17 protein-coding genes and 3 pseudogenes are annotated in these 16,675 nt (G+C 73.4%); 11 read left to right on the top strand and 9 right to left on the bottom strand.

What is annotated here, in order from left to right; all coding sequences use genetic code 11:
• Positions 1-12: 12 nt before the first annotated feature.
• Entirely contained in the window at positions 13-642 is a 630-nt protein-coding gene (locus ABT084_RS06690) for a PadR family transcriptional regulator (protein ID WP_351038762.1), read from the bottom strand.
• 21 nt (positions 643-663) lie between these two features.
• Here ABT084_RS06690 and ABT084_RS06685 point away from each other — a divergent pair.
• The 6 genes and pseudogenes from ABT084_RS06685 to ABT084_RS06660 form a co-directional block, all read left to right on the top strand.
• A pseudogene (locus tag ABT084_RS06685) lies at positions 664-1,290 on the top strand (LLM class flavin-dependent oxidoreductase); the annotation flags it as partial.
• Positions 1,291-1,302: 12 nt separating this feature from the next.
• Positions 1,303-2,031, top strand: a complete 729-nt coding sequence (locus ABT084_RS06680; protein ID WP_351038906.1) for an SDR family NAD(P)-dependent oxidoreductase — start codon at positions 1,303-1,305, stop codon at positions 2,029-2,031.
• Positions 2,032-2,205: 174 nt separating this feature from the next.
• Positions 2,206-2,814: pseudogene (locus ABT084_RS06675) on the top strand (alpha/beta hydrolase).
• Complete coding sequence (locus tag ABT084_RS06670) at positions 2,811-3,164, top strand: hypothetical protein (protein ID WP_351038760.1); 354 nt, start codon at positions 2,811-2,813, stop codon at positions 3,162-3,164. The pseudogene ABT084_RS06675 and the gene ABT084_RS06670 overlap by 4 nt, the downstream one beginning before the upstream one ends.
• A gap of 31 nt (positions 3,165-3,195) precedes the next feature.
• Positions 3,196-3,942: a class I SAM-dependent methyltransferase gene (locus ABT084_RS06665; protein ID WP_351038758.1), complete on the top strand. Its 747-nt coding sequence runs from the start codon at positions 3,196-3,198 to the stop codon at positions 3,940-3,942.
• A 22-nt stretch (positions 3,943-3,964) separates the two neighbouring features.
• Positions 3,965-4,336 (top strand): YrdB family protein, encoded by a 372-nt coding sequence (locus tag ABT084_RS06660; RefSeq protein WP_351038756.1) that lies wholly within the window; start codon positions 3,965-3,967, stop codon positions 4,334-4,336.
• 313 nt (positions 4,337-4,649) lie between these two features.
• Here the strand turns inward: ABT084_RS06660 and ABT084_RS06655 are convergent, their stop codons facing one another.
• The 3 genes and pseudogenes from ABT084_RS06655 to ABT084_RS06645 all read right to left on the bottom strand — a co-directional run.
• On the bottom strand, positions 4,650-5,639 hold the full coding sequence (locus ABT084_RS06655) for an acyl-CoA dehydrogenase family protein (RefSeq protein WP_351038754.1): 990 nt from the start codon (positions 5,637-5,639) through the stop codon (positions 4,650-4,652).
• Positions 5,639-6,784: an acyl-CoA dehydrogenase family protein gene (locus tag ABT084_RS06650; protein ID WP_351038752.1), complete on the bottom strand. Its 1,146-nt coding sequence runs from the start codon at positions 6,782-6,784 to the stop codon at positions 5,639-5,641. The genes ABT084_RS06655 and ABT084_RS06650 overlap by 1 nt, the downstream gene beginning before the upstream one ends.
• A gap of 92 nt (positions 6,785-6,876) precedes the next feature.
• A pseudogene (locus tag ABT084_RS06645) lies at positions 6,877-7,128 on the bottom strand (enoyl-CoA hydratase-related protein); the annotation flags it as partial.
• A 235-nt stretch (positions 7,129-7,363) separates the two neighbouring features.
• Between ABT084_RS06645 and ABT084_RS06640 the strand changes: the two are divergent.
• The 5 genes from ABT084_RS06640 to ABT084_RS06620 all read left to right on the top strand — a co-directional run bounded on the left by ABT084_RS06640 (position 7,364) and on the right by ABT084_RS06620 (position 12,160).
• Positions 7,364-8,152: an SDR family oxidoreductase gene (locus ABT084_RS06640; protein WP_351038750.1), complete on the top strand. Its 789-nt coding sequence runs from the start codon at positions 7,364-7,366 to the stop codon at positions 8,150-8,152.
• Positions 8,153-8,185: 33 nt separating this feature from the next.
• Complete coding sequence (locus ABT084_RS06635) at positions 8,186-8,800, top strand: TetR/AcrR family transcriptional regulator (protein ID WP_351038749.1); 615 nt, start codon at positions 8,186-8,188, stop codon at positions 8,798-8,800.
• Between the two features lie 20 nt (positions 8,801-8,820).
• On the top strand, positions 8,821-9,978 hold the full coding sequence (locus ABT084_RS06630; RefSeq protein ID WP_351038747.1) for an acetyl-CoA C-acetyltransferase: 1,158 nt from the start codon (positions 8,821-8,823) through the stop codon (positions 9,976-9,978).
• Positions 9,979-10,176: 198 nt separating this feature from the next.
• Positions 10,177-10,380: a cold-shock protein gene (locus tag ABT084_RS06625; RefSeq protein WP_351038745.1), complete on the top strand. Its 204-nt coding sequence runs from the start codon at positions 10,177-10,179 to the stop codon at positions 10,378-10,380.
• A 100-nt stretch (positions 10,381-10,480) separates the two neighbouring features.
• A complete protein-coding gene (locus ABT084_RS06620; RefSeq protein ID WP_502968850.1) occupies positions 10,481-12,160 on the top strand; it encodes a DEAD/DEAH box helicase in 1,680 nt (559 codons plus the stop codon).
• A 70-nt stretch (positions 12,161-12,230) separates the two neighbouring features.
• On the opposite strand, the gene ABT084_RS06615 is transcribed toward ABT084_RS06620, so the two are convergent.
• The 5 genes from ABT084_RS06615 to ABT084_RS06595 are packed head-to-tail and all read right to left on the bottom strand — an operon-like array spanning position 12,231 to position 16,640.
• Positions 12,231-13,175, bottom strand: a complete 945-nt coding sequence (locus ABT084_RS06615) for a tyrosine-protein phosphatase (protein WP_351038741.1) — start codon at positions 13,173-13,175, stop codon at positions 12,231-12,233.
• Positions 13,176-13,205: 30 nt separating this feature from the next.
• Positions 13,206-14,255 (bottom strand): NAD(P)H-dependent flavin oxidoreductase, encoded by a 1,050-nt coding sequence (locus ABT084_RS06610; protein WP_351038739.1) that lies wholly within the window; start codon positions 14,253-14,255, stop codon positions 13,206-13,208.
• Positions 14,255-15,025, bottom strand: a complete 771-nt coding sequence (locus ABT084_RS06605; RefSeq protein WP_351038737.1) for a CoA-transferase subunit beta — start codon at positions 15,023-15,025, stop codon at positions 14,255-14,257. The genes ABT084_RS06610 and ABT084_RS06605 overlap by 1 nt, the downstream gene beginning before the upstream one ends.
• Entirely contained in the window at positions 15,022-15,885 is an 864-nt protein-coding gene (locus ABT084_RS06600; RefSeq protein ID WP_351038735.1) for a CoA transferase subunit A, read from the bottom strand. Before ABT084_RS06600 ends, ABT084_RS06605 begins: the two co-directional genes overlap by 4 nt.
• Positions 15,882-16,640 carry an enoyl-CoA hydratase family protein gene (locus ABT084_RS06595; protein ID WP_351038733.1) on the bottom strand — a complete coding sequence of 253 codons (759 nt, stop codon included), beginning with the start codon at positions 16,638-16,640 and terminating at the stop codon, positions 15,882-15,884. The genes ABT084_RS06600 and ABT084_RS06595 overlap by 4 nt, the downstream gene beginning before the upstream one ends.
• Positions 16,641-16,675: the final 35 nt, after the last annotated feature.

Below are 16,675 nucleotides of genomic sequence, written 5' to 3'. Positions count from 1 at the left end.
GTTCCGGCGCGCCTACGGGGCGTTGCCGGCGGAGCCCGCGTCGGCCGGGGGCGCTTCCCCGGCAGCCGCCCGCGCCGCTTCCAGGGCCTCGATGTCGTCCAGCATGGCGGCGGCGAGGTCGCGCTCGGAGGCGTAGTAGCGCTCGGCCCACTTGAGGGTGAGCGTGGGGTACGCCCACGCCGCCTCGTCCTTGGCGCCCTCGACGTCGGCGACGGCCCGCAGCCGCATCTTCTCCGCGAACTCCTGGTGCCGTCCCAGGACGTCGCGCATCTGCTCGGGCTCCAGCAGGTGCCCCAGCCACAGCCGCAGCATCGGCCCGTGCTTGAGGACGGGCGGGTCGACCGGGGCCTCGCGGGCCCATTCCCGCACGGCCTCCATGCCCTCGCCGGTGATCCGGTACACGCGCTTGTCGCGGGTGCCGGTCTCCTGGGCGACCAGCCGCGAGGAGGCGTAACCGGCCTTCTCCAGGCGCTTCAGCTCGCTGTAGATCTGGCTGAAGGAGGGGCTCCAGTAGAAGAACTCGAGCGACCAGTCCGACCACTTCTTCAGGTCGTAACCGGACAGCTCCTCCCCGAAGGAGAGCAGCCCGAGCACCGCCCAGCCGGTCGCGGGAAGCGCGCGCCTGTTCGTCTCGTCTGCCACGGACCGCAGTTTACGACCGGTCCCGATTTCATGGCCTGCTCCCCGCACGACACCCTCGAGCCGGCGGCCGAACTCGGCATCGGCGCGCTGGTGGTGGGCTTCGCCGGCGCCGACGACGTCCGCGCGATGCTCCGCGCGATGCGCAAGGTCTACGACGAGGCCATCGCCACCCGCGGCGGCGAGCGGTTCGTCTCCGACGAGGTCAACGACCACCTGTCCGCCCTGTGCCCGACCATCGTCCTCGACGACGCCGAGCGCGCCCTGCGCCTGGGCACCCGCGGCCAGCGCTTCTTCGCCGAGTCCATCGCGCACTGGTACGGGAACGCGCCCGCGCCCACCGGCTACGCCGAGGACGAGAGCGCCGAGCAGCACGCGGCCGCCTTGGAGCAGGGCCGCGAGGAGCTCGTCGCCCGGCTGCACGAGGCGGACATCCCCGCCCGGCCCGTGGACACCGGCACCTACAACGCCCACCATGCCTACGGCAGCGCCGAGACCGCGATCGCGTACGTCGAGCAGCTCCGCGAGATCGGTGTCGATGAGGTGATGTGCCTGATCCAGATGGGCACCGTCCCGCAGGAGGCCTGTATGGAGACCATCCGCCAGTGGGGCGAGAAGGTCATCCCGCACTTCCGCGCGCTGGAGGGCTGACCCGTGGGAGGACTGATCTCGCTGGACGGCAAGGTCGTCGTCATCACCGGCGCCGGGCGCGGCCAGGGCGCGGCCGGGGCCCGGCTGTGCGCGGAGGCGGGCGCGCGGGTCGTCGTCACCGACATCCGCGAGGAGGAGGGCCGCGAGGTCGCGGCGGCCCTCGGCGACCAGGGGCTGTACGTACGCCACGACGTGGCCGACGCCGAGAGCTGGGCCGGGGTGACGCGGGCCGCGGTGGCCGCGTACGGAGAGATCTCCGCCCTGGTCAACAACGCGGCCCTGTGGCGCACGGCCCACGTGGAGGAGCAGAGCGCCGAGGGGTTCGAAGCGCTGCTCCGGGTCAACCTGCTGGGCCCCTTCCTCGGCATCCAGGCGGTGGCCCCGCTGCTGCGCGCGGCCGGGGGCGGGTCGATCGTGAACATCTCCTCCACCGCCGGGCTGGTCGGGATACCCGGCCACGCGGCCTACGGCTCCACGAAGTTCGCCCTGCGCGGGCTGACCCGGTCGGCCGCCCTGGACCTGGCCGGGGACGGGATCCGGGTCAACTCCGTGCACCCCGGGGCGATCGACACGCCGATGGTGGCGAAGGCGGTGGAGGGCCGGGACTGGTCGCACCTGCCGCTGGGGCGGATGGGGCGCCCGGAGGAGGTCGGCGCCCTGGTGGCGTTCCTGTGCTCGGACGCCTCGGCCTATGTCACGGGCACGGAGTTCACCGTCGACGGCGGGATGACCACCGGATGAGCGGGCGTCCCGCGGGCCCCGAGGGGCTCTCGCCCCGGGCGCGGGCGGTTTGCGCGGCGATGTCGGAGGGTTTTCCGCCGCCCGGGGACGTCGGCGCGCTGCGGGCCGCGGCCGCCGCGGGGGCCGCCGCCGCCACGCCCGGGCCGGCGGTGGCCGCCGTCCACGGCACGGTGGCTGACGGGGTGCCGGTGCGCGTCTACGACCCGGCGCCGGGGGCGGGGCGGACGCCCGCTGGTCGTGTACTTCCACGGTGGGGGCCGGGTGATGTGCGGCCCCGGCACGTACGACGCGCTGTGCAGGACGCCGGCCGCGCGCTCGGGGGCGGTGATGGTCTCGGCGGACTACCGGCTCGCCCCCGAACACCCCTGGCCGGCGGCGCCCGACGACGCCCTGACCGTCCTGCTGTGGGCCCGGGGGAGGGCGGGCGCCCTGGGCTGCGACCCCGCCCGGGTGGTGGTGGCGGGGGATTCCAGCGGGGCCAACCTGCCGCTGTGACGGCGCTGCGGGCGCCCGGGCTGATGGCGGCGCAGCTGTCGGCCCTGCTCGCCGCTGGACGCCTCGATGGCCTCCCGGTCGGTGGAGACGTACGCCCGCGACCACTTCCACACGGCCGCGCACATGAGCTGGTCCTGGGAGCGGTACCTGCCCCCGGCCGCCGACCCCGGGCACCCGCTGGCCTCGCCCCTGGCCGCACCGGACCTGGGCGGGCTGGGCACCCCGCTCCCTGCCTCGGCGCAGGCCCTGGCGGGGGCGGCGGAGTGGGTGGCTAGGGTCGCGGGATGACGACGCATGCGACGACGACCCTGTGGCGGCCGACCGGGCCCGTGGAGCTGGAGCTGGTGGCGGCCGCCGACTGGCGGGCCTGGCCGCCGCGGCTGCCCGAGCAGCCGATCTTCTATCCGGTGCTGAACGAGGACTACGCGATCCGGATCGCCCGCGACTGGAACGTGAAGCACGACGGGGCGGGGTTCGTGACCCGGTTCGAGGTGGACACGGAGTTCCTGGCGCGGTACCCGGTCCAACAGGCGGGCGGGAAGACGATCCTGGAGCTGTGGGTTCCGGCCGAGGAGCTGGCGGAGCTGAACGCCCATATCGTCGGGCGGATCGAGGTCGTGCACGAATTCCGCGCATGAGCTCCGCGAATGAGGTCCGAATAATGGGGGGATGACCGCTTCCCAGAGCCATGTCCGGGCCCGTGCGCGATCCTTCGACGCCGCCGCCGCTCAGTACGCCGCCCATCGGCCGGGCTATCCCGCCGAGTTGTTCGACGCGGTCGAGGAGCTGGCCGGGCGGACGCTGGAGGGGGCGCGGGTCGCGGACGTCGGCGCGGGCACCGGCATCGCCACCGGCCTGATGCACGCGCGCGGCGCCCACGTCCTGGCCGTCGAGCCGGGGGACGGGATGGCGGCGGAGCTGCGGCGCGCGCACCCCGGGATACCGCTGGTGCGGGGGGACGGGGACCGGTTGCCGCTGGCCGGCGGGGCGTTCGACCTGGTGACCTACGCCCAGGCGTGGCACTGGACCGACCCGGTCCGGTCGGTGCCGGAGGCCCGCCGGGTGCTGCGGCCCGGTGGGGCGCTGGCCCTGTGGTGGAACGACCTGGACCACACCGTCCCCTGGATCGGCGACCAGGACCGGCGCATCGCCGGCCTCTTGGCCGCCGAGCCGGGAATCGCGCCGCGCGACCTGCCCGAGGGGCTGGACTTCACGAGGCGCGCGGTGCGGTGGTCGCGGCGGATTCCGGTGGACGCGCATCTGGCGAACCTGGCGAGCCACTCGGCCTTCCTGGTGCTGGGGGAGGGGCGGGCCGGGGAGTTCTTCGGCGCAGAGCGTGCGTTGCTGCTCGGCCGGTTCCCCGACGGGGCGGTGGTGGAGGAATACGTGACCACCCTGTGTCTTGCCCGGACCTGATCCGCGGGTCATCGTGTGCCGCATGTCCTCGACCGCGCGGCGCCGGGCCGCCCACCCGCTCTTCCTCGTCAACGAGGGCCTCGCCTTCCTGCTGGAAGTCGCGGCCCTCGTGCTGCTGGGGTGGTGGGGGGCCACGCGGTCCCTGCCGGTGGGCGGGGCCGTGGCGCTGGCCGTGGGCGCTCCGCTGGGGGCCGCGGTGCTGTGGGGGGCCTTTGCGGCGCCGAAGGCCCGCCTGCGTGTGCCGCTGGCCGTGCAACTCGCGGTCAAGGCGGTGGTGTTCGGGGCCGGGGCGCTTGCGCTTCTGGGGCTGGGGCACGGGGTGGCCGCCGCCTGCTTCGCCGTAGCCACCCTCCTCAACACCACGGCCGCCACCTACCACCGCACCCACCCCTGACCCGCCGGAGGCTGCGTGGGCGGGCGCGGTGCGGGTGGGTGGTCCCTCTGGGGGCGCCTCAATCGCCGGCGGGGCTGGGGTTGGCTGAAGTCAGCCTGCCCGGCGTTTGAGGGCCCGCCGGAGGCGACGTGCGTGGGCATGGTGTGAGTCCGTGGCCCTCCGGGGGCGCCTCAAACGCCGGCGGGGCTGGAGTTGGGCCGGCCCGGGCTGGGGTTGGGCCGGCCCGGGCTGGGGTTGGGCCGGTTCGGGCTGGAGTTGGGCCGGCTCGGGCTGGGGTTGGGGCGGACCGGGCTGGGGTTGGGGTCGGCCGGGGCTAGGCGGCGCCTCGGGGCAGGATCTCTGCTCGGCATGTGGACGGGGTGCCCCAGGTGTCGCGGAGGGGGCGGGCCTTGCGGAGCCAGAGGGAGAGGGTCAGCTCCTCCGTGTAGCCGACCGCACCGTGGAGCTGGAGCGCGGTCCGGGCCGCCCGGTACGCGGCCTCACCGGCCGCGACCTTCGCCGCCGCGATCTCCCAGGGCACCAGACTCACGGCCGCCGCCCACACCAGCGGCCGCGCGAACTCCAGCCCGATGAGCGTGTCCGCCAGCCGGTGCTTGACCGCCTGGAACGACCCGATCGCCGCACCGAACTGGGTGCGCTGCTTCGTGTACTCCACCGTCCGCGCCAGCAGCGCCTCGCCCACCCCCAGGCTCTGCGCCGCCGTCAGCAGCCGCGCCCAGGGCAAGGCGGTCGCGGCCGCCGCCGTGACGTGGGGACCCGCGGCCAGCAGTTCCCCGCCGGCGGCGGGCCGCGAGAGGCGCCGGGCCGGATCCAGGGAGGCCAGCTCCGCCCCCGGCCCGGCGGCCAGGCGCAGCTCCCCCGCGGCGGAGACGACGAAGACGTGGTCGGCCGCCCCGGCGTCCACGGCGTACGGACCCCCGTCCGGGAGCACGAGCGTCGCCAACGCCCCGCCCGAGACCAGCCCGGGCACGAACCGTTTCGCCACCGCCTCGTCCCCCAGCTCCGACAGCAGCACCACCACCGCCACCGTCTCCGCCAGCGGCCCCGGCACCGCCGCGCGCCCCAGCTCCACGAAACCCAGGGCCAGTTCCACCGGGAGCGGGCCAAGGCCCCCGTACGGCTCCGGCTCCGGCGCGGCCAGCGCGAACAGCCCGGTGTCCGCGAGCCGGGTCCACAGCGCCCGGCCCGGCCCGTACGCCCCGGCGGACCAGGACCGTACGACGGCCGGCACGTCCGAGGCGCCCAGCAGCGCGCGCAGGGTTCGGGCGAAGTCCGACTGCTCGTCGGTCGGCAGGAAGCGCATCAGCGGCGGCCCTTCGGGAGGCCGAGCAGCCGCTCGGCGATGATGTCGCGCTGGATCTCGTTGGTGCCCGCGTAGACCGGCCCGGCCAGCGAGAAGAGCCACGGCTCCGCCCACGGGCCGTCCGCCAGCTCCGCATCCGCGCCCAGCAGGTCCAGCGCGCACTCGTGCAGGGCGATGTCGTATTCGCTCCAGAACACCTTGTTCAGGCTCGACTCCGCGCCGATCGTCTCGCCCGCCGCGAACCGCGAGGCGTTCGCCCAGGTGAACAGCTCGTAGGCGCGCGCCCCGATCACCGCGTCCGCCACCCGGTCGCGCAGCGCCGTGTCGGCCGGCTCCGCCCGCTCCCGCCACAGCGCCGTCAGCCGGTCCGCCGCCGCCAGGAAGCGGCCGGGCGAGCGCAGGGTCAGCCCGCGCTCGTTGCCCGTCGTCGACATCGCGATCCGCCAGCCCTGCCCCGGCTCACCGATCACGTCCTGGTCCGGCACGAACACCCCGTCCAGGAACAGCTCCGCGAAGGCGGGCTTCCCGTCCAGGCGCCCGATGGGCCGCACCGTCACCCCCGGCGCCCGCAGGTCGAACATCAGATAGGTCAGGCCCTGGTGGGGTTTCGGCGTGCCCGGCTCGGTGCGGAAGATGCCGAAGGCGCGGTCCGCGAACGCCGCCCGCGAGGACCAGGTCTTCTGCCCCGACAGCAGCCAGCCGCCCTCCGTGCGCTCCGCGCGCGACGTGAGCGACGCCAGGTCCGAACCGGACTCCGGCTCCGACCACGCCTGCGCCCAGATCACCTCGCCGCTCGCCATCGGCGGCAGCACGCGGGCCCGCTGCTCGGGGCTCGCGTGGTCGAAGAGCGTGGGCGCGAGGAGGTTGATGCCGTTCTGCGAGACCCGCCCGGGCGCCCCGGCGGCGAAGTACTCCTCCTCGAAGACCAGCCACTTCACGATGTCCGCGCCCCGGCCCCCGTACTCCTCGGGCCACGACACCACCGACCAGCGGTCCGCCGCCAGCCGTCCCTCCCACTCCCGGTGCGCCGCGAAGCCCTCCGCCGTCTCCAGCGAGGGCAGCGGCTCGTCCGGGACGTGCGCGCGCAGCCAGGCCCGGGCCTCGGCCCGGAACTCCGTCACGTCGGGCGTGTGGGTCAAGTCCATCAGCCGGTCGCCTCCTTCATCGCCGCGATGTCCATTGCGCCGAGCGCGTCGGCCGCCGTCCCGGCGTTGTGCGCGATCTCGGCCGCCGACTCCGCCCGCTCCACGACCCGGTTGACCATGCCGATGTCGTGGCCCGCCGAGAAGTGCTCGCCCGCGCCGCCGAGGACGACGGCCTTGACCCGCGGGTCGTCCGCGGCGCGGTAGAAGGCGGAGTCCAGGGCGCAGGTCATCGCGCTGTTCCGCGCGTTGCGGTAGCGGGGGCGGTTCATCGTCACGTACGCGACCGGGCCGCGGCGCTCGTAGAGCACCGTCTCGGCCTCGTCGGCGGTGGGCTGGGCGGGCATCCGGCTTCCATCCTTCACGAGCGACCTTCCCTAACAAGTGTTTGGTAGGTTAACGTATGGCCACGAGCAGCGTCGAGGAGTTCCGCACCGAGTTCCGGGAGTGAGGTCGGCTTCCGCCGCGAGCCGGACGCCCTCGTCGAGCCGGCCCGGACCGACACGATCTACGCGGCTCCGGCGAGATCCAGCGCACCCTCATCGCCGAGCGGATCCTCGGCCTTCCCCAGGAGGTTCGGGCATGAACGCCACCGCTCCCCGCTACGTCGCCGGGCACGGCCTGCTGAAGGACCGCTCGGCCGTGATCACCGCGGCGGCCGGGGCCGGGATCGGCGGGGCCACCGCCCGCCGCTTCCTGGAGGAGGGGGCCCGCGTCGTCATCAGCGACGCCCACGCCCGCCGCCTCAAGGAGAGCGAGAACGCCCTCGCCGCCGAGTTCGGCGCCGACCGCGTCACCTCCCTGCCCTGTGACGTGACCGACGAGGAGCAGGTCCAGGCCCTCTTCGCGCTCGCCGAGGCCGCCCACGGCGGCCTGGACGTCGTCGTCAACAACGCCGGACTGGGCGGCACCGCCGCCCTCGTCGACATGACCGACGAGCAGTGGACCGCGGTCCTCGACGTCACCCTGAACGGCACCTTCCGCTGCACCCGCGCCGCCCTGCGCTCCCTGCGGGCGGCGGGCGGCGGCGGGGTCATCGTCAACAACGCCTCCGTCATCGGCTGGCGCGCCCAGGCCGGCCAGGCCCACTACGCCGCCGCCAAGGCCGGGGTGATGGCCCTGACCCGCTGCGCGGCCCTGGAGGCCGCGGAATTCGGCGTACGGATCAACGCGGTCGCCCCGAGCCTGGCCATGCACCCGCACCTGGTGAAGGTCACCAGCGAGGAACTCCTGGCGGAACTGACGGCGCGGGAGGCGTACGGGCGCTACGCCGAGCCCTGGGAGGTCGCCAACGTCATCGTGTTCCTGGCCAGCGGGTACTCGTCGTACATGACGGGCGAGACGGTCTCGGTCAGCAGCCGGCACGCGTAGGACCACGAGGACCACTGGGACCACAATGGGCGCGTGCCAACGAACCAGAAGAAGCAGCAGGTGACGGCCTCGCCGGAACGCCGGAGGGAGCTCCTCGACACCGCCGCGGAGGTCTTCGCCGCCCAGGGCTACAACGCCACCACCGTCCGCAAGATCGCCGACGCCGCCGGGATGCTCGCCGGCAGCCTCTACTACCACTTCGATTCCAAGGAATCGATGCTCGACGAGATCCTCTCGACCTTCCTGAACGAGCTGTGGCAGGGCTACGACACCGTGCTCGACGCCGGACTCGGCCCCAGGGAGACCATCGAGGCCCTCGTCACCGAATCGTTCCGGGAGATCGACCGGCACCGCGCCGCCGTCGCGATCTACCAGAAGGAATCCCGGCACCTGTCCGCGCAGCCCCGCTTCCACTACCTCTCGGACTCGCAGGTCAAATTCGAGAAGGCGTGGCTGGGGACGCTGGAGCGGGGGGTCGCCGCCGAGGTCTTCCGCGCCGACCTGGACATCCGCCTCACCTACCGCTTCGTGCGCGACACGGTGTGGGTGGCGGCGTCCTGGTACCGGCCGGGCGGCCAGCACAGCCCCGAGGAGATCGCCCGCCAGTACCTCTCGATGGTCCTGGACGGGATCGCGCTCCGTACCTGAACCCTCACCGAGGAGTCCCGATGCCCGAGGCCTACATAGTCGACGCGGTACGCACCCCCGTGGGGCGGCGCGGGGGAGGGCTGTCCGGGGTCCACCCGGCCGACCTCGGCGCGCATGTCCTGACGGCGCTCATGGAGCGGTCCGGGGTGGACCCGGCCGCCGTCGAGGACGTGGTCTTCGGCTGCCTCGACACCGTGGGCCCGCAGGCCGGAGACATCGCCCGGACCGCCTGGCTGGCCGCGGGCCTGCCCGAGGAGGTCCCCGGCGTCACCGTCGACCGCCAGTGCGGCTCCTCCCAGCAGGCCGTCCACTTCGCCGCCCAGGGCGTCCTGTCCGGCACCCAGGACCTGGTGGTCGCGGGCGGCACCCAGAACATGTCGATGATCCCGATCGCCTTCGCCTCCCGGCAGGCCGCCGAACCGCTCGGCCTCACCGAAGGCCCCTACGCGGGCTCGCGGGGCTGGCGCGCCCGCTACGGCGACGCCCCCGTGAACCAGTTCCACGGCGCGCAGCTGATCGCGGAGAAGTGGGGGATCTCGCGTCCCGACATGGAGGAGTTCGCGCTCCGCTCCCACCAGCGGGCCCTGCGCGCGATCGACGAGGGGCGCTTCGCGCGCGAGACCGTGGCCTACGGGGACGTCCGCACCGACGAGGGCCCGCGCCGGGACACCACCCTGGAGAAGATGGCGGGGCTGAAGCCCGTCGTGGACGGCGGCACCATCACCGCGGCCGTCTCCTCCCAGGTCTCCGACGGCGCGGCCGCGATGCTGCTCGCCTCGGAGCGGGCCGTCGAGGAGCACGGCCTGAGGCCCCGGGCCCGCATCCACCACCTGTCGGTCCGCGGCGAGGACCCCATCCGGATGCTGTCCGCGCCGATCCCCGCGACGGCCTACGCGCTCAAGAAGACCGGCCTGTCCCTGGACGACATCGACCTGGTCGAGATCAACGAGGCCTTCGCGCCGGTGGTCCTCGCCTGGCTCAAGGCGACCGGGGCGGATCCCGATCGGGTGAATGTGAACGGCGGAGCCATCGCCCTGGGGCACCCGCTCGGAGCCACCGGCGTCAAGCTGATGACGACGCTCCTGCACGAGCTGGAGCGCACCGGGGGCCGCTACGGACTGCAGACGATGTGCGAAGGCGGAGGTCAGGCCAACGTGACGATCATCGAGCGCCTCTGAACCGCGGCCACGACACGACGACGGGGATCACACGCACTTCTGGCCAAGATCCCCGGCCGTCGTGTGGTACGTTGGAGACGTTGCAGTTGTGGTACCCATGAACTTTATGTGCGCCTGACGGGATTGCTTCCGCAGGCGCTTATTTTGTTTCCGGCATCTTCCGGATGGGGCCCTTGCCACCTATTCAGGAGATTTAAAATGGCTCAAGGCACCGTGAAGTGGTTCAACTCCGAAAAGGGCTTCGGCTTCATCGAGCAGGACGGCGGCGGTCCGGACGTCTTCGCGCACTACTCGAACATCGCCACCCAGGGCTTCCGTGAGCTCCAGGAGGGCCAGCGCGTGTCCTTCGAGGTCACCCAGGGTCAGAAGGGCCCGCAGGCCGAGAACATCCTGCCTGCCTGACGCTCTTCGCACGGCCGGGGTCCGCACCGTGAGGTGCGGGCCCCGGCTTGTGTGTTGTTCCGTCGCTTGTTTTTTGCCGGTTCCAGGAGGGCTTTCCCGCATGACCAGCTCCAGCTCCGCACGTCCCAGCCGCCGTCCCGTCAGGGGTCGGGGTGCTGCTCAGGGACGTCCGAAGGCTGGCGGCGGCCGGCCCAAGGGCGGTTCCGCCCAGCCTGCCCGGCCGCAGGAATTCACCATGCCGGACCCGATCGCGCCGGCCCTCCCCCCGGTGGCCGCCTTCGCGGACCTCGACATGCCCGCCGCGCTGCTGAAGACCCTCGCAGCCCAGGGCGTCACCGAGCCGTTCCCGATCCAGGCCTCCACCCTCCCGAACTCCCTCGCCGGCCGTGACCTCCTCGGCCGCGGCCGCACCGGCTCCGGCAAGACCCTCGCCTTCGGCCTGGCCCTGCTGGCCCGCACGGCCGGCCGCCGCGCCCAGCCGAAGGCGCCGCTCGCGCTGGTCCTCGTACCGACCCGCGAGCTGGCCCAGCAGGTGACGGACGCGCTGACGCCGTACGCCACCGCCGTGAACCTGCGCATCACCACCGTCGTCGGCGGCATGTCGATCAACCGGCAGTCCGGCGCCCTGCGCCGCGGCGCCGAGGTCCTCGTCGCCACCCCCGGCCGTCTGAAGGACCTCATCGAGCGCGGCGACGCGACGCTCGACCAGGTCTCGATCACGGTCCTCGACGAAGCCGACCAGATGACCGACATGGGCTTCATGCCGCAGGTCACCGCGCTGCTCAAGCAGGTCGAGCCCGGCGGTCAGCGGATGCTCTTCTCCGCGACCCTGGACAAGAACGTCGACAAGCTCGTCAAGATGTTCCTGGACGACCCGGTCTCGCACTCCGTCGACCCGTCGGCCGGCGCCGTCACGACGATGGAACACCACGTCCTGTACGTCATGGACGAGACCGACAAGAAGGCCGTGGCCACGCGCATAGCCGCTCGCGACGGCCGGGTGATCATGTTCGTCGACACCAAGCGCGGGGTCGACCGCATGGTCAAGAAGCTCCTCGCGGACGGCGTCCGCGCCTCCGGCCTGCACGGCGGCCGCTCGCAGCCGCAGCGCAACCGCACCCTCGACTGGTTCAAGACGGGCGAGGTGACCGCGCTGGTCGCCACCAACGTCGCGGCCCGCGGCATCCACATCGACGACCTCGACCTCGTCGTCAACGTGGACCCGCCCGTCGACCACAAGGACTACCTGCACCGCGGTGGCCGTACCGCCCGCGCCGGTGAGTCCGGCAGCGTGATCACCCTGGTCCTGCCCGAGCAGAAGCGCGAGATGACCCGGCTCATGTCGGACGCGGGCATCAACCCCCGCACCGCGCAGATCCGCTCCTCGGACGAGGAACTGGTCCGCCTCACCGGCGCCCGCGTGCCCTCCGGCATCCCCGTCGTGATGGAGGTGCCGCAGCCCACTCCGGCCAAGCCGCGCACCGGTACCAAGAGCGGTGGCCAGGGTGCGCGCCGTCGCTCCGGCGCCCCGCAGGGCGGCGCCGGTGCCGCCTCGGGCTCGGGCGAGCGTCCGCGCCGCGCCCGCGGCACGGCCGGGGTCTCCGCGACCTCCGGCGGTTCGGCCGCGGGCCAGGGCCGTCGCAGCGGTGGTTCCGGCGCGGCGGGCGGCTCCGCCGGCCGCACCCGCACCGGTGGCGCCCAGGGCGCGAGCCAGGGCTTCGGCCAGGGCCGTCGCCGCGCGACCGGCGGCGGTGCCGGTTCGGGCCGCCCCAGCGCCTGATCGGCACCCGCACGCGTACGGACGACGACGCCGGGCAGCGCACAGCGCGCTGCCCGGCGTTTTCGCGTCCCTACGGCCGGACCAGCTTCGCCTGGAGCTTCGCCAGGGTCCGCAGGTCCAGCCCGAGGCCGTCCGTCAGGTAGCCGTAGAAGCCGCCGTAGTCGGCCTCCAGCTGATGCGTCGCCGCGTCCAGGTAGTCCTGGCGGACCTCCTGGAGCGGTATCAGCAGGTCGGGGTTCTGCATCCGGCCGGACTGCTTGAGGCCCGCCCGGACCTGGGCGTCGTACGCGGCCCGGAAGGTGTTCGAGGCCAGATAGTCCCGCTCGGCCGTGCTCTGCGGGACGGCCAGGGCCCGCAGGAGCACGTAACTCATCCAGCCCGTCCGGTCCTTGCCGGAGGTGCAGTGGTACAGCAGCGGCCCCTGCGCGCCGTCCGCGATCTCCCGCAGGGTCGTCGCGAACCGCGCCCGGCTGTCCGGGCTCGTGACGAAGGTGCGGTAGATGTCGCGCATGTACGCCTCGGCGCGGCCGCCGCCGAGCATCTGCTCCTGCTTGACCGGGTCGCCGGTGGCGATCGCGCCCACCAGGGTCCCGTACAGGCCGAGGTCGCTGACCGGGCGCGAGGTGGAGGCCGGTCCCGCGGGCAGCCGGTCGGCCCCGTCGTACTGCAGCTCCATCGGGATGCGGAAATCGACGACCTTCGTGAGGCCGAGACCGGAGACCGTGGTGAGGTCCGCGTCGGTCAGCTTGCCGAGCGCGTCGGAACGGTAGACCAGCCCCTGGCGGACCTGACCGCCGAGGAGGGTGCGGTACCCGCCGAGGTCACGGACGTTGACCGCGCCCTGGAGCGGGATCTGGCGGATCGTTTCCGCCTGCTGCTGCTGCTGCTGCTGGTGCCGGGCCGTGGTGGCGGAGGCCGCCGTCGGCGCGGCGTACGCGGCGGCGGGAAGGGTGCCGACGGCGAGCGCGGAGAGAAGCACTCCGGTCGCCGCCAGGCGGATGCGGGCACGGCTCATCGGTGCGACTCCTGAGAGGGAGAAGGGGGATCACCCTGCCGGAGGCAGGGCGCGGAGCACTGCGTGCGCCTCGGCCATGACGCGGCTGACGAGTTCCGCACAGGACGGAAGGTCCTCGATCACGCCCGCGACCTGGCCGGATGCCATGACTCCGAGGTCCGTACGGCCCTCGACCATGGACGCCTTGAGGAGCATGGGGGTATTGGCGGCGAGCAGGACCTGGCTCCAGGACAGGTCCTTGCCGTGTTTCATCGCGAGCCCGTCACGGACCATCTGGGGCCAGCTCAGCCCCGAGATCCGCCGGAACGACGCCGCGTGCCGGACCGCCTTGGCCAGCGCCCTGGTCCGGCCCGCCCGCTCCAGCGCGATCACCAGCTCGCTGCGCAGCATCCGGTGCGGCAGGCCGTCCACGGCCGTCGTCACCGTGACGTCCTTGACCCCGGCCGCGAGGTAGCGGGCCTTGACCGCGTCCGGGACCGTCGAATCGGAGGTCAGCAGGAAGCGCGTGCCCATCGCGATGCCCGCCGCCCCGAAGGCCAGGGCGGCGACCAGGCCGCGCCCGTCGTGGAAGCCGCCCGCGGCGATCACCGGGATGTCCACCGCGTCCACCACCTGCGGCAGCAGCACGGTCGTGGCCACGTCCCCGGTGTGCCCGCCGCCCTCCCCGCCCTGCACGATGACGGCGTCCGCGCCCCAGGCCGCGACCTTCTCCGCGTGGCGCCGCGCGCCGATGGACGGAATCACCACCACGCCCGCGTCCTTGAGCCGCGCGATCAGCTCTTGGGAGGGCGCCAGCGCGAAGGACGCGACCCGGACCCCCTCGTCGATGATCAGCCGGGCCCGCTCGGCCGCGTCCCCGGCGTCCGCGCGCAGATTGACCCCGAAGGGCGCCGCGGTACGGGACTTGACCTCGCGCACCGCCGCCCGCAGCTGGTCCATGGTCATCGTCGCGGAGGCCAGGATGCCCAGCGCCCCCGCGTTCGCGGCGGCGGACACCAGGCGCGGGCCCGCGACCCAGCCCATGCCCGTCTGGACGACCGGGTGCTCGATTCCCACGAGCCGGGTGAGCGCGGTCTCCATCACGCCGGCACCTCGCGCAGGCGGGTGGCGCGCGGGTCGAGTTCCTCGCGGATCAGGCGCAGTTCGGCCCCGCTCGGCTCGCGGGTGTACGCGACCGGGCCCGTGACCCCGGTGAGGTCGAAGCCGGTCGCCGAGCGGACCTCCTCGAGCGTCACGCCCGGGTGCAGCGAGGCGATCCGCATCGACCGGTCCGGGGTCTCGAAGTCGAACACCCCGAGGTTGGTGACCACGCGCGGGATGCGGTGGTAGCGGCTCGCGGAGGGGCCCGCCGCGGCCGCGCGGTCGTAGCCGACGCCCGAGACCATGTCCACGCGCTCCACGAACACCCGCGAGGAGTGCTTGGGGACCCAGTAACTGACGGGATTGTTGAGGGTGTTGACGGGAGCGCCGCGCACCCCCAGGAGCTGGCGGGCGGGCTGCTCCCAGTCGCCGATGCAGGAGATGTTCTGGTTGCCGAACCGGTCGATCTGGCTCGCGCCCATCATCACGTGCCGTTTGCCGCCGGTGACCATGGCCAGGTGCTGGCGGTAGGGCAGCCAGCCCTCGGTGGACCCGTCCGCGCCGACCAGGAACGCCTCGCCGTTGGTCAGCAGCAGGTCGGGGGAGAAGGTGCGGCGGGCGAGCCGGGCGCCGAGGGACGGAATCAGGCCCATCGGGCTCGCGAGCACCTCGCCGTTGTCCCGCCAGGCCTCGGCGCAGGCGATCACGCAGTAGTCGGCGCGGGTCGCCGCACCGGTCGCCGCCGCCCCCGCGGTGGTCGCTGTGGTCATTTCTGCTCCTCGTGCCAGGCCTGGACGGCGGACTGGTAGGCCTTCTCGCCGCCCGACAGGAAGCGCGCGGTGAACTCGGCCCAGGCGGCCGGGTCGGCGGCCGCGGTGACGTACGCCTTCTGGAAGGGCTCGTCGCGCTCGTAGTCGGGGGCGCAGGTGGTGAAGTGCGCGCCGTGCGGGGTCTCGACGACCCCGGTGACCGCGTGCCGCTTGATCAGCAGGGTCTGCGGGGCCGCCTCGCGGGTCAGCTCGGCGGTCTCGACGAGCCGCTCGCAGGAGACGTACGCCGTGTCCGCGGCCTCGCAGAAGAGGTCGTCGAAGTACGGGTCGGGGCCCAGGTACTGGCCGTTGCCCGCACGGTCGGCGCGGTTCACGTGCACCAGGGCCGCGTCCATGCGCAGCGCGGGGACGGCGACGAACTCCTCGGCGTCGGCGTAGGGGGACGTGACCGTGCGCAGCTCGGGGTTGACCCGCATCACGTCGGAGCCGAGGCCCGCCCGGACGGGCAGGAACGGCAGCCGGTTCGCGGCGGCGGTCAGGCCCCACATGAACATGGCCTCGTCGATCTCGGTGAGTTCGAAGGCGCCGCGCTCGCGGGCGGCCCGGAAGTGCGGTTCCAGGGGGATGGAGTCCAGGGTGGTGAAGGCGGCCACCAGCTTGCGGATCTTCCCGGCCGCGGCCAGCAGCCCGACGTCCGGGCCGCCGTAGGAGATGACGGTCAGGTCGCTGACCTCGGACCGCAGCAGCGCCCTGACCAGGGCCATCGGCTTGCGGCGCGAGCCCCAGCCACCGATCCCGACGGTCATCCCGCTGCGCAGCCGCCCGACCACCTCGTCGGGGGTCATGGTCTTGTCGCTCATGCGCGCTCCTCGCCTCCGAAGGTGTCGCGGACCCGGCCGGCGACCCCGCTGAGATTGGCCTCGAAGGTGAAGCCCTGCTCGAAGCGGTAGCTGCGCCGGACGTCCACGGGGTCGATGCCGTTGATGGCCGCCTTGGCCAGGCGGATCAGATAGCCGTCCTTGAGCGCGATCTCGGCGGCGAGCTCCAGGGCCGCCGCGCGCAGCGCGTCCCGCGGGACCACCTTCCAGACCGAGCCGTGCGCGTGCAGTTCCGCGGCCGTCGCGGTGCGCGAGGTGTAGTAGAGGGCGCGCATCAGGTGCTGGGGGACCAGCCGGGACAGGTGGGTGGCCGCGCCGAGGGCGCCCCGGTCCAGCTCGGGCAGCCCGAAGGTGGCGTCGTCGCTGGCGACGATCGCGTCCGCGTTGCCGACCAGGCCGATGCCGCCGCCCAGGCAGAAGCCGTGCACGGCGGCGATCACCGGGACCTCGCATTCGTACACGGCCGCGAAGGCCTCGTAACAGCCGCGGTTGGCGCCGATGAGCGCGCCGTGGCCGCCGTGCGCCGTGTCGCGCTGCATCTCCTTGATGTCGACGCCCGCGTTGAAGCCGCGGCCCTCGGCGGCCAGGACCACGCAGCGGACCTCGGGGTCGCGGCCCGCGGCGCGCAGCGCGTCGGCGAGGTCGTACCAGCCCTGCACGGGCAGCGCGTTGACCGGTGGGAAGTCGACTGTGACGAGTGCGATGCCCTTGCCGGGGCTTGAGGTGGAGACACCCATGGGCGGATCAGCTACCTTTCCACCAAACGTTTGTT

Source organism: Streptomyces sp. NPDC002138, from assembly GCF_040296485.1.
In the GTDB taxonomy this organism is placed as follows: domain Bacteria; phylum Actinomycetota; class Actinomycetes; order Streptomycetales; family Streptomycetaceae; genus Streptomyces.
This window is presented reverse-complemented; position numbering and strand designations above follow the sequence as displayed.

Coding starts and splice junctions, on each gene's coding strand:
- ABT084_RS06670 (WP_351038760.1), top strand. CDS start 2,811: ATGACGACGCATGCGACGACGACCCTGTGGCGGCCGACCGGGCCCGTG.
- ABT084_RS06665 (WP_351038758.1), top strand. CDS start 3,196: ATGACCGCTTCCCAGAGCCATGTCCGGGCCCGTGCGCGATCCTTCGAC.
- ABT084_RS06660 (WP_351038756.1), top strand. CDS start 3,965: ATGTCCTCGACCGCGCGGCGCCGGGCCGCCCACCCGCTCTTCCTCGTC.
- ABT084_RS06655 (WP_351038754.1), bottom strand. CDS start 5,639: ATGCGCTTCCTGCCGACCGACGAGCAGTCGGACTTCGCCCGAACCCTG.
- ABT084_RS06650 (WP_351038752.1), bottom strand. CDS start 6,784: ATGGACTTGACCCACACGCCCGACGTGACGGAGTTCCGGGCCGAGGCC.
- ABT084_RS06640 (WP_351038750.1), top strand. CDS start 7,364: ATGAACGCCACCGCTCCCCGCTACGTCGCCGGGCACGGCCTGCTGAAG.
- ABT084_RS06630 (WP_351038747.1), top strand. CDS start 8,821: ATGCCCGAGGCCTACATAGTCGACGCGGTACGCACCCCCGTGGGGCGG.
- ABT084_RS06625 (WP_351038745.1), top strand. CDS start 10,177: ATGGCTCAAGGCACCGTGAAGTGGTTCAACTCCGAAAAGGGCTTCGGC.
- ABT084_RS06620 (WP_502968850.1), top strand. CDS start 10,481: ATGACCAGCTCCAGCTCCGCACGTCCCAGCCGCCGTCCCGTCAGGGGT.
- ABT084_RS06615 (WP_351038741.1), bottom strand. CDS start 13,175: ATGAGCCGTGCCCGCATCCGCCTGGCGGCGACCGGAGTGCTTCTCTCC.
- ABT084_RS06610 (WP_351038739.1), bottom strand. CDS start 14,255: ATGGAGACCGCGCTCACCCGGCTCGTGGGAATCGAGCACCCGGTCGTC.
- ABT084_RS06605 (WP_351038737.1), bottom strand. CDS start 15,025: ATGACCACAGCGACCACCGCGGGGGCGGCGGCGACCGGTGCGGCGACC.
- ABT084_RS06600 (WP_351038735.1), bottom strand. CDS start 15,885: ATGAGCGACAAGACCATGACCCCCGACGAGGTGGTCGGGCGGCTGCGC.
- ABT084_RS06595 (WP_351038733.1), bottom strand. CDS start 16,640: ATGGGTGTCTCCACCTCAAGCCCCGGCAAGGGCATCGCACTCGTCACA.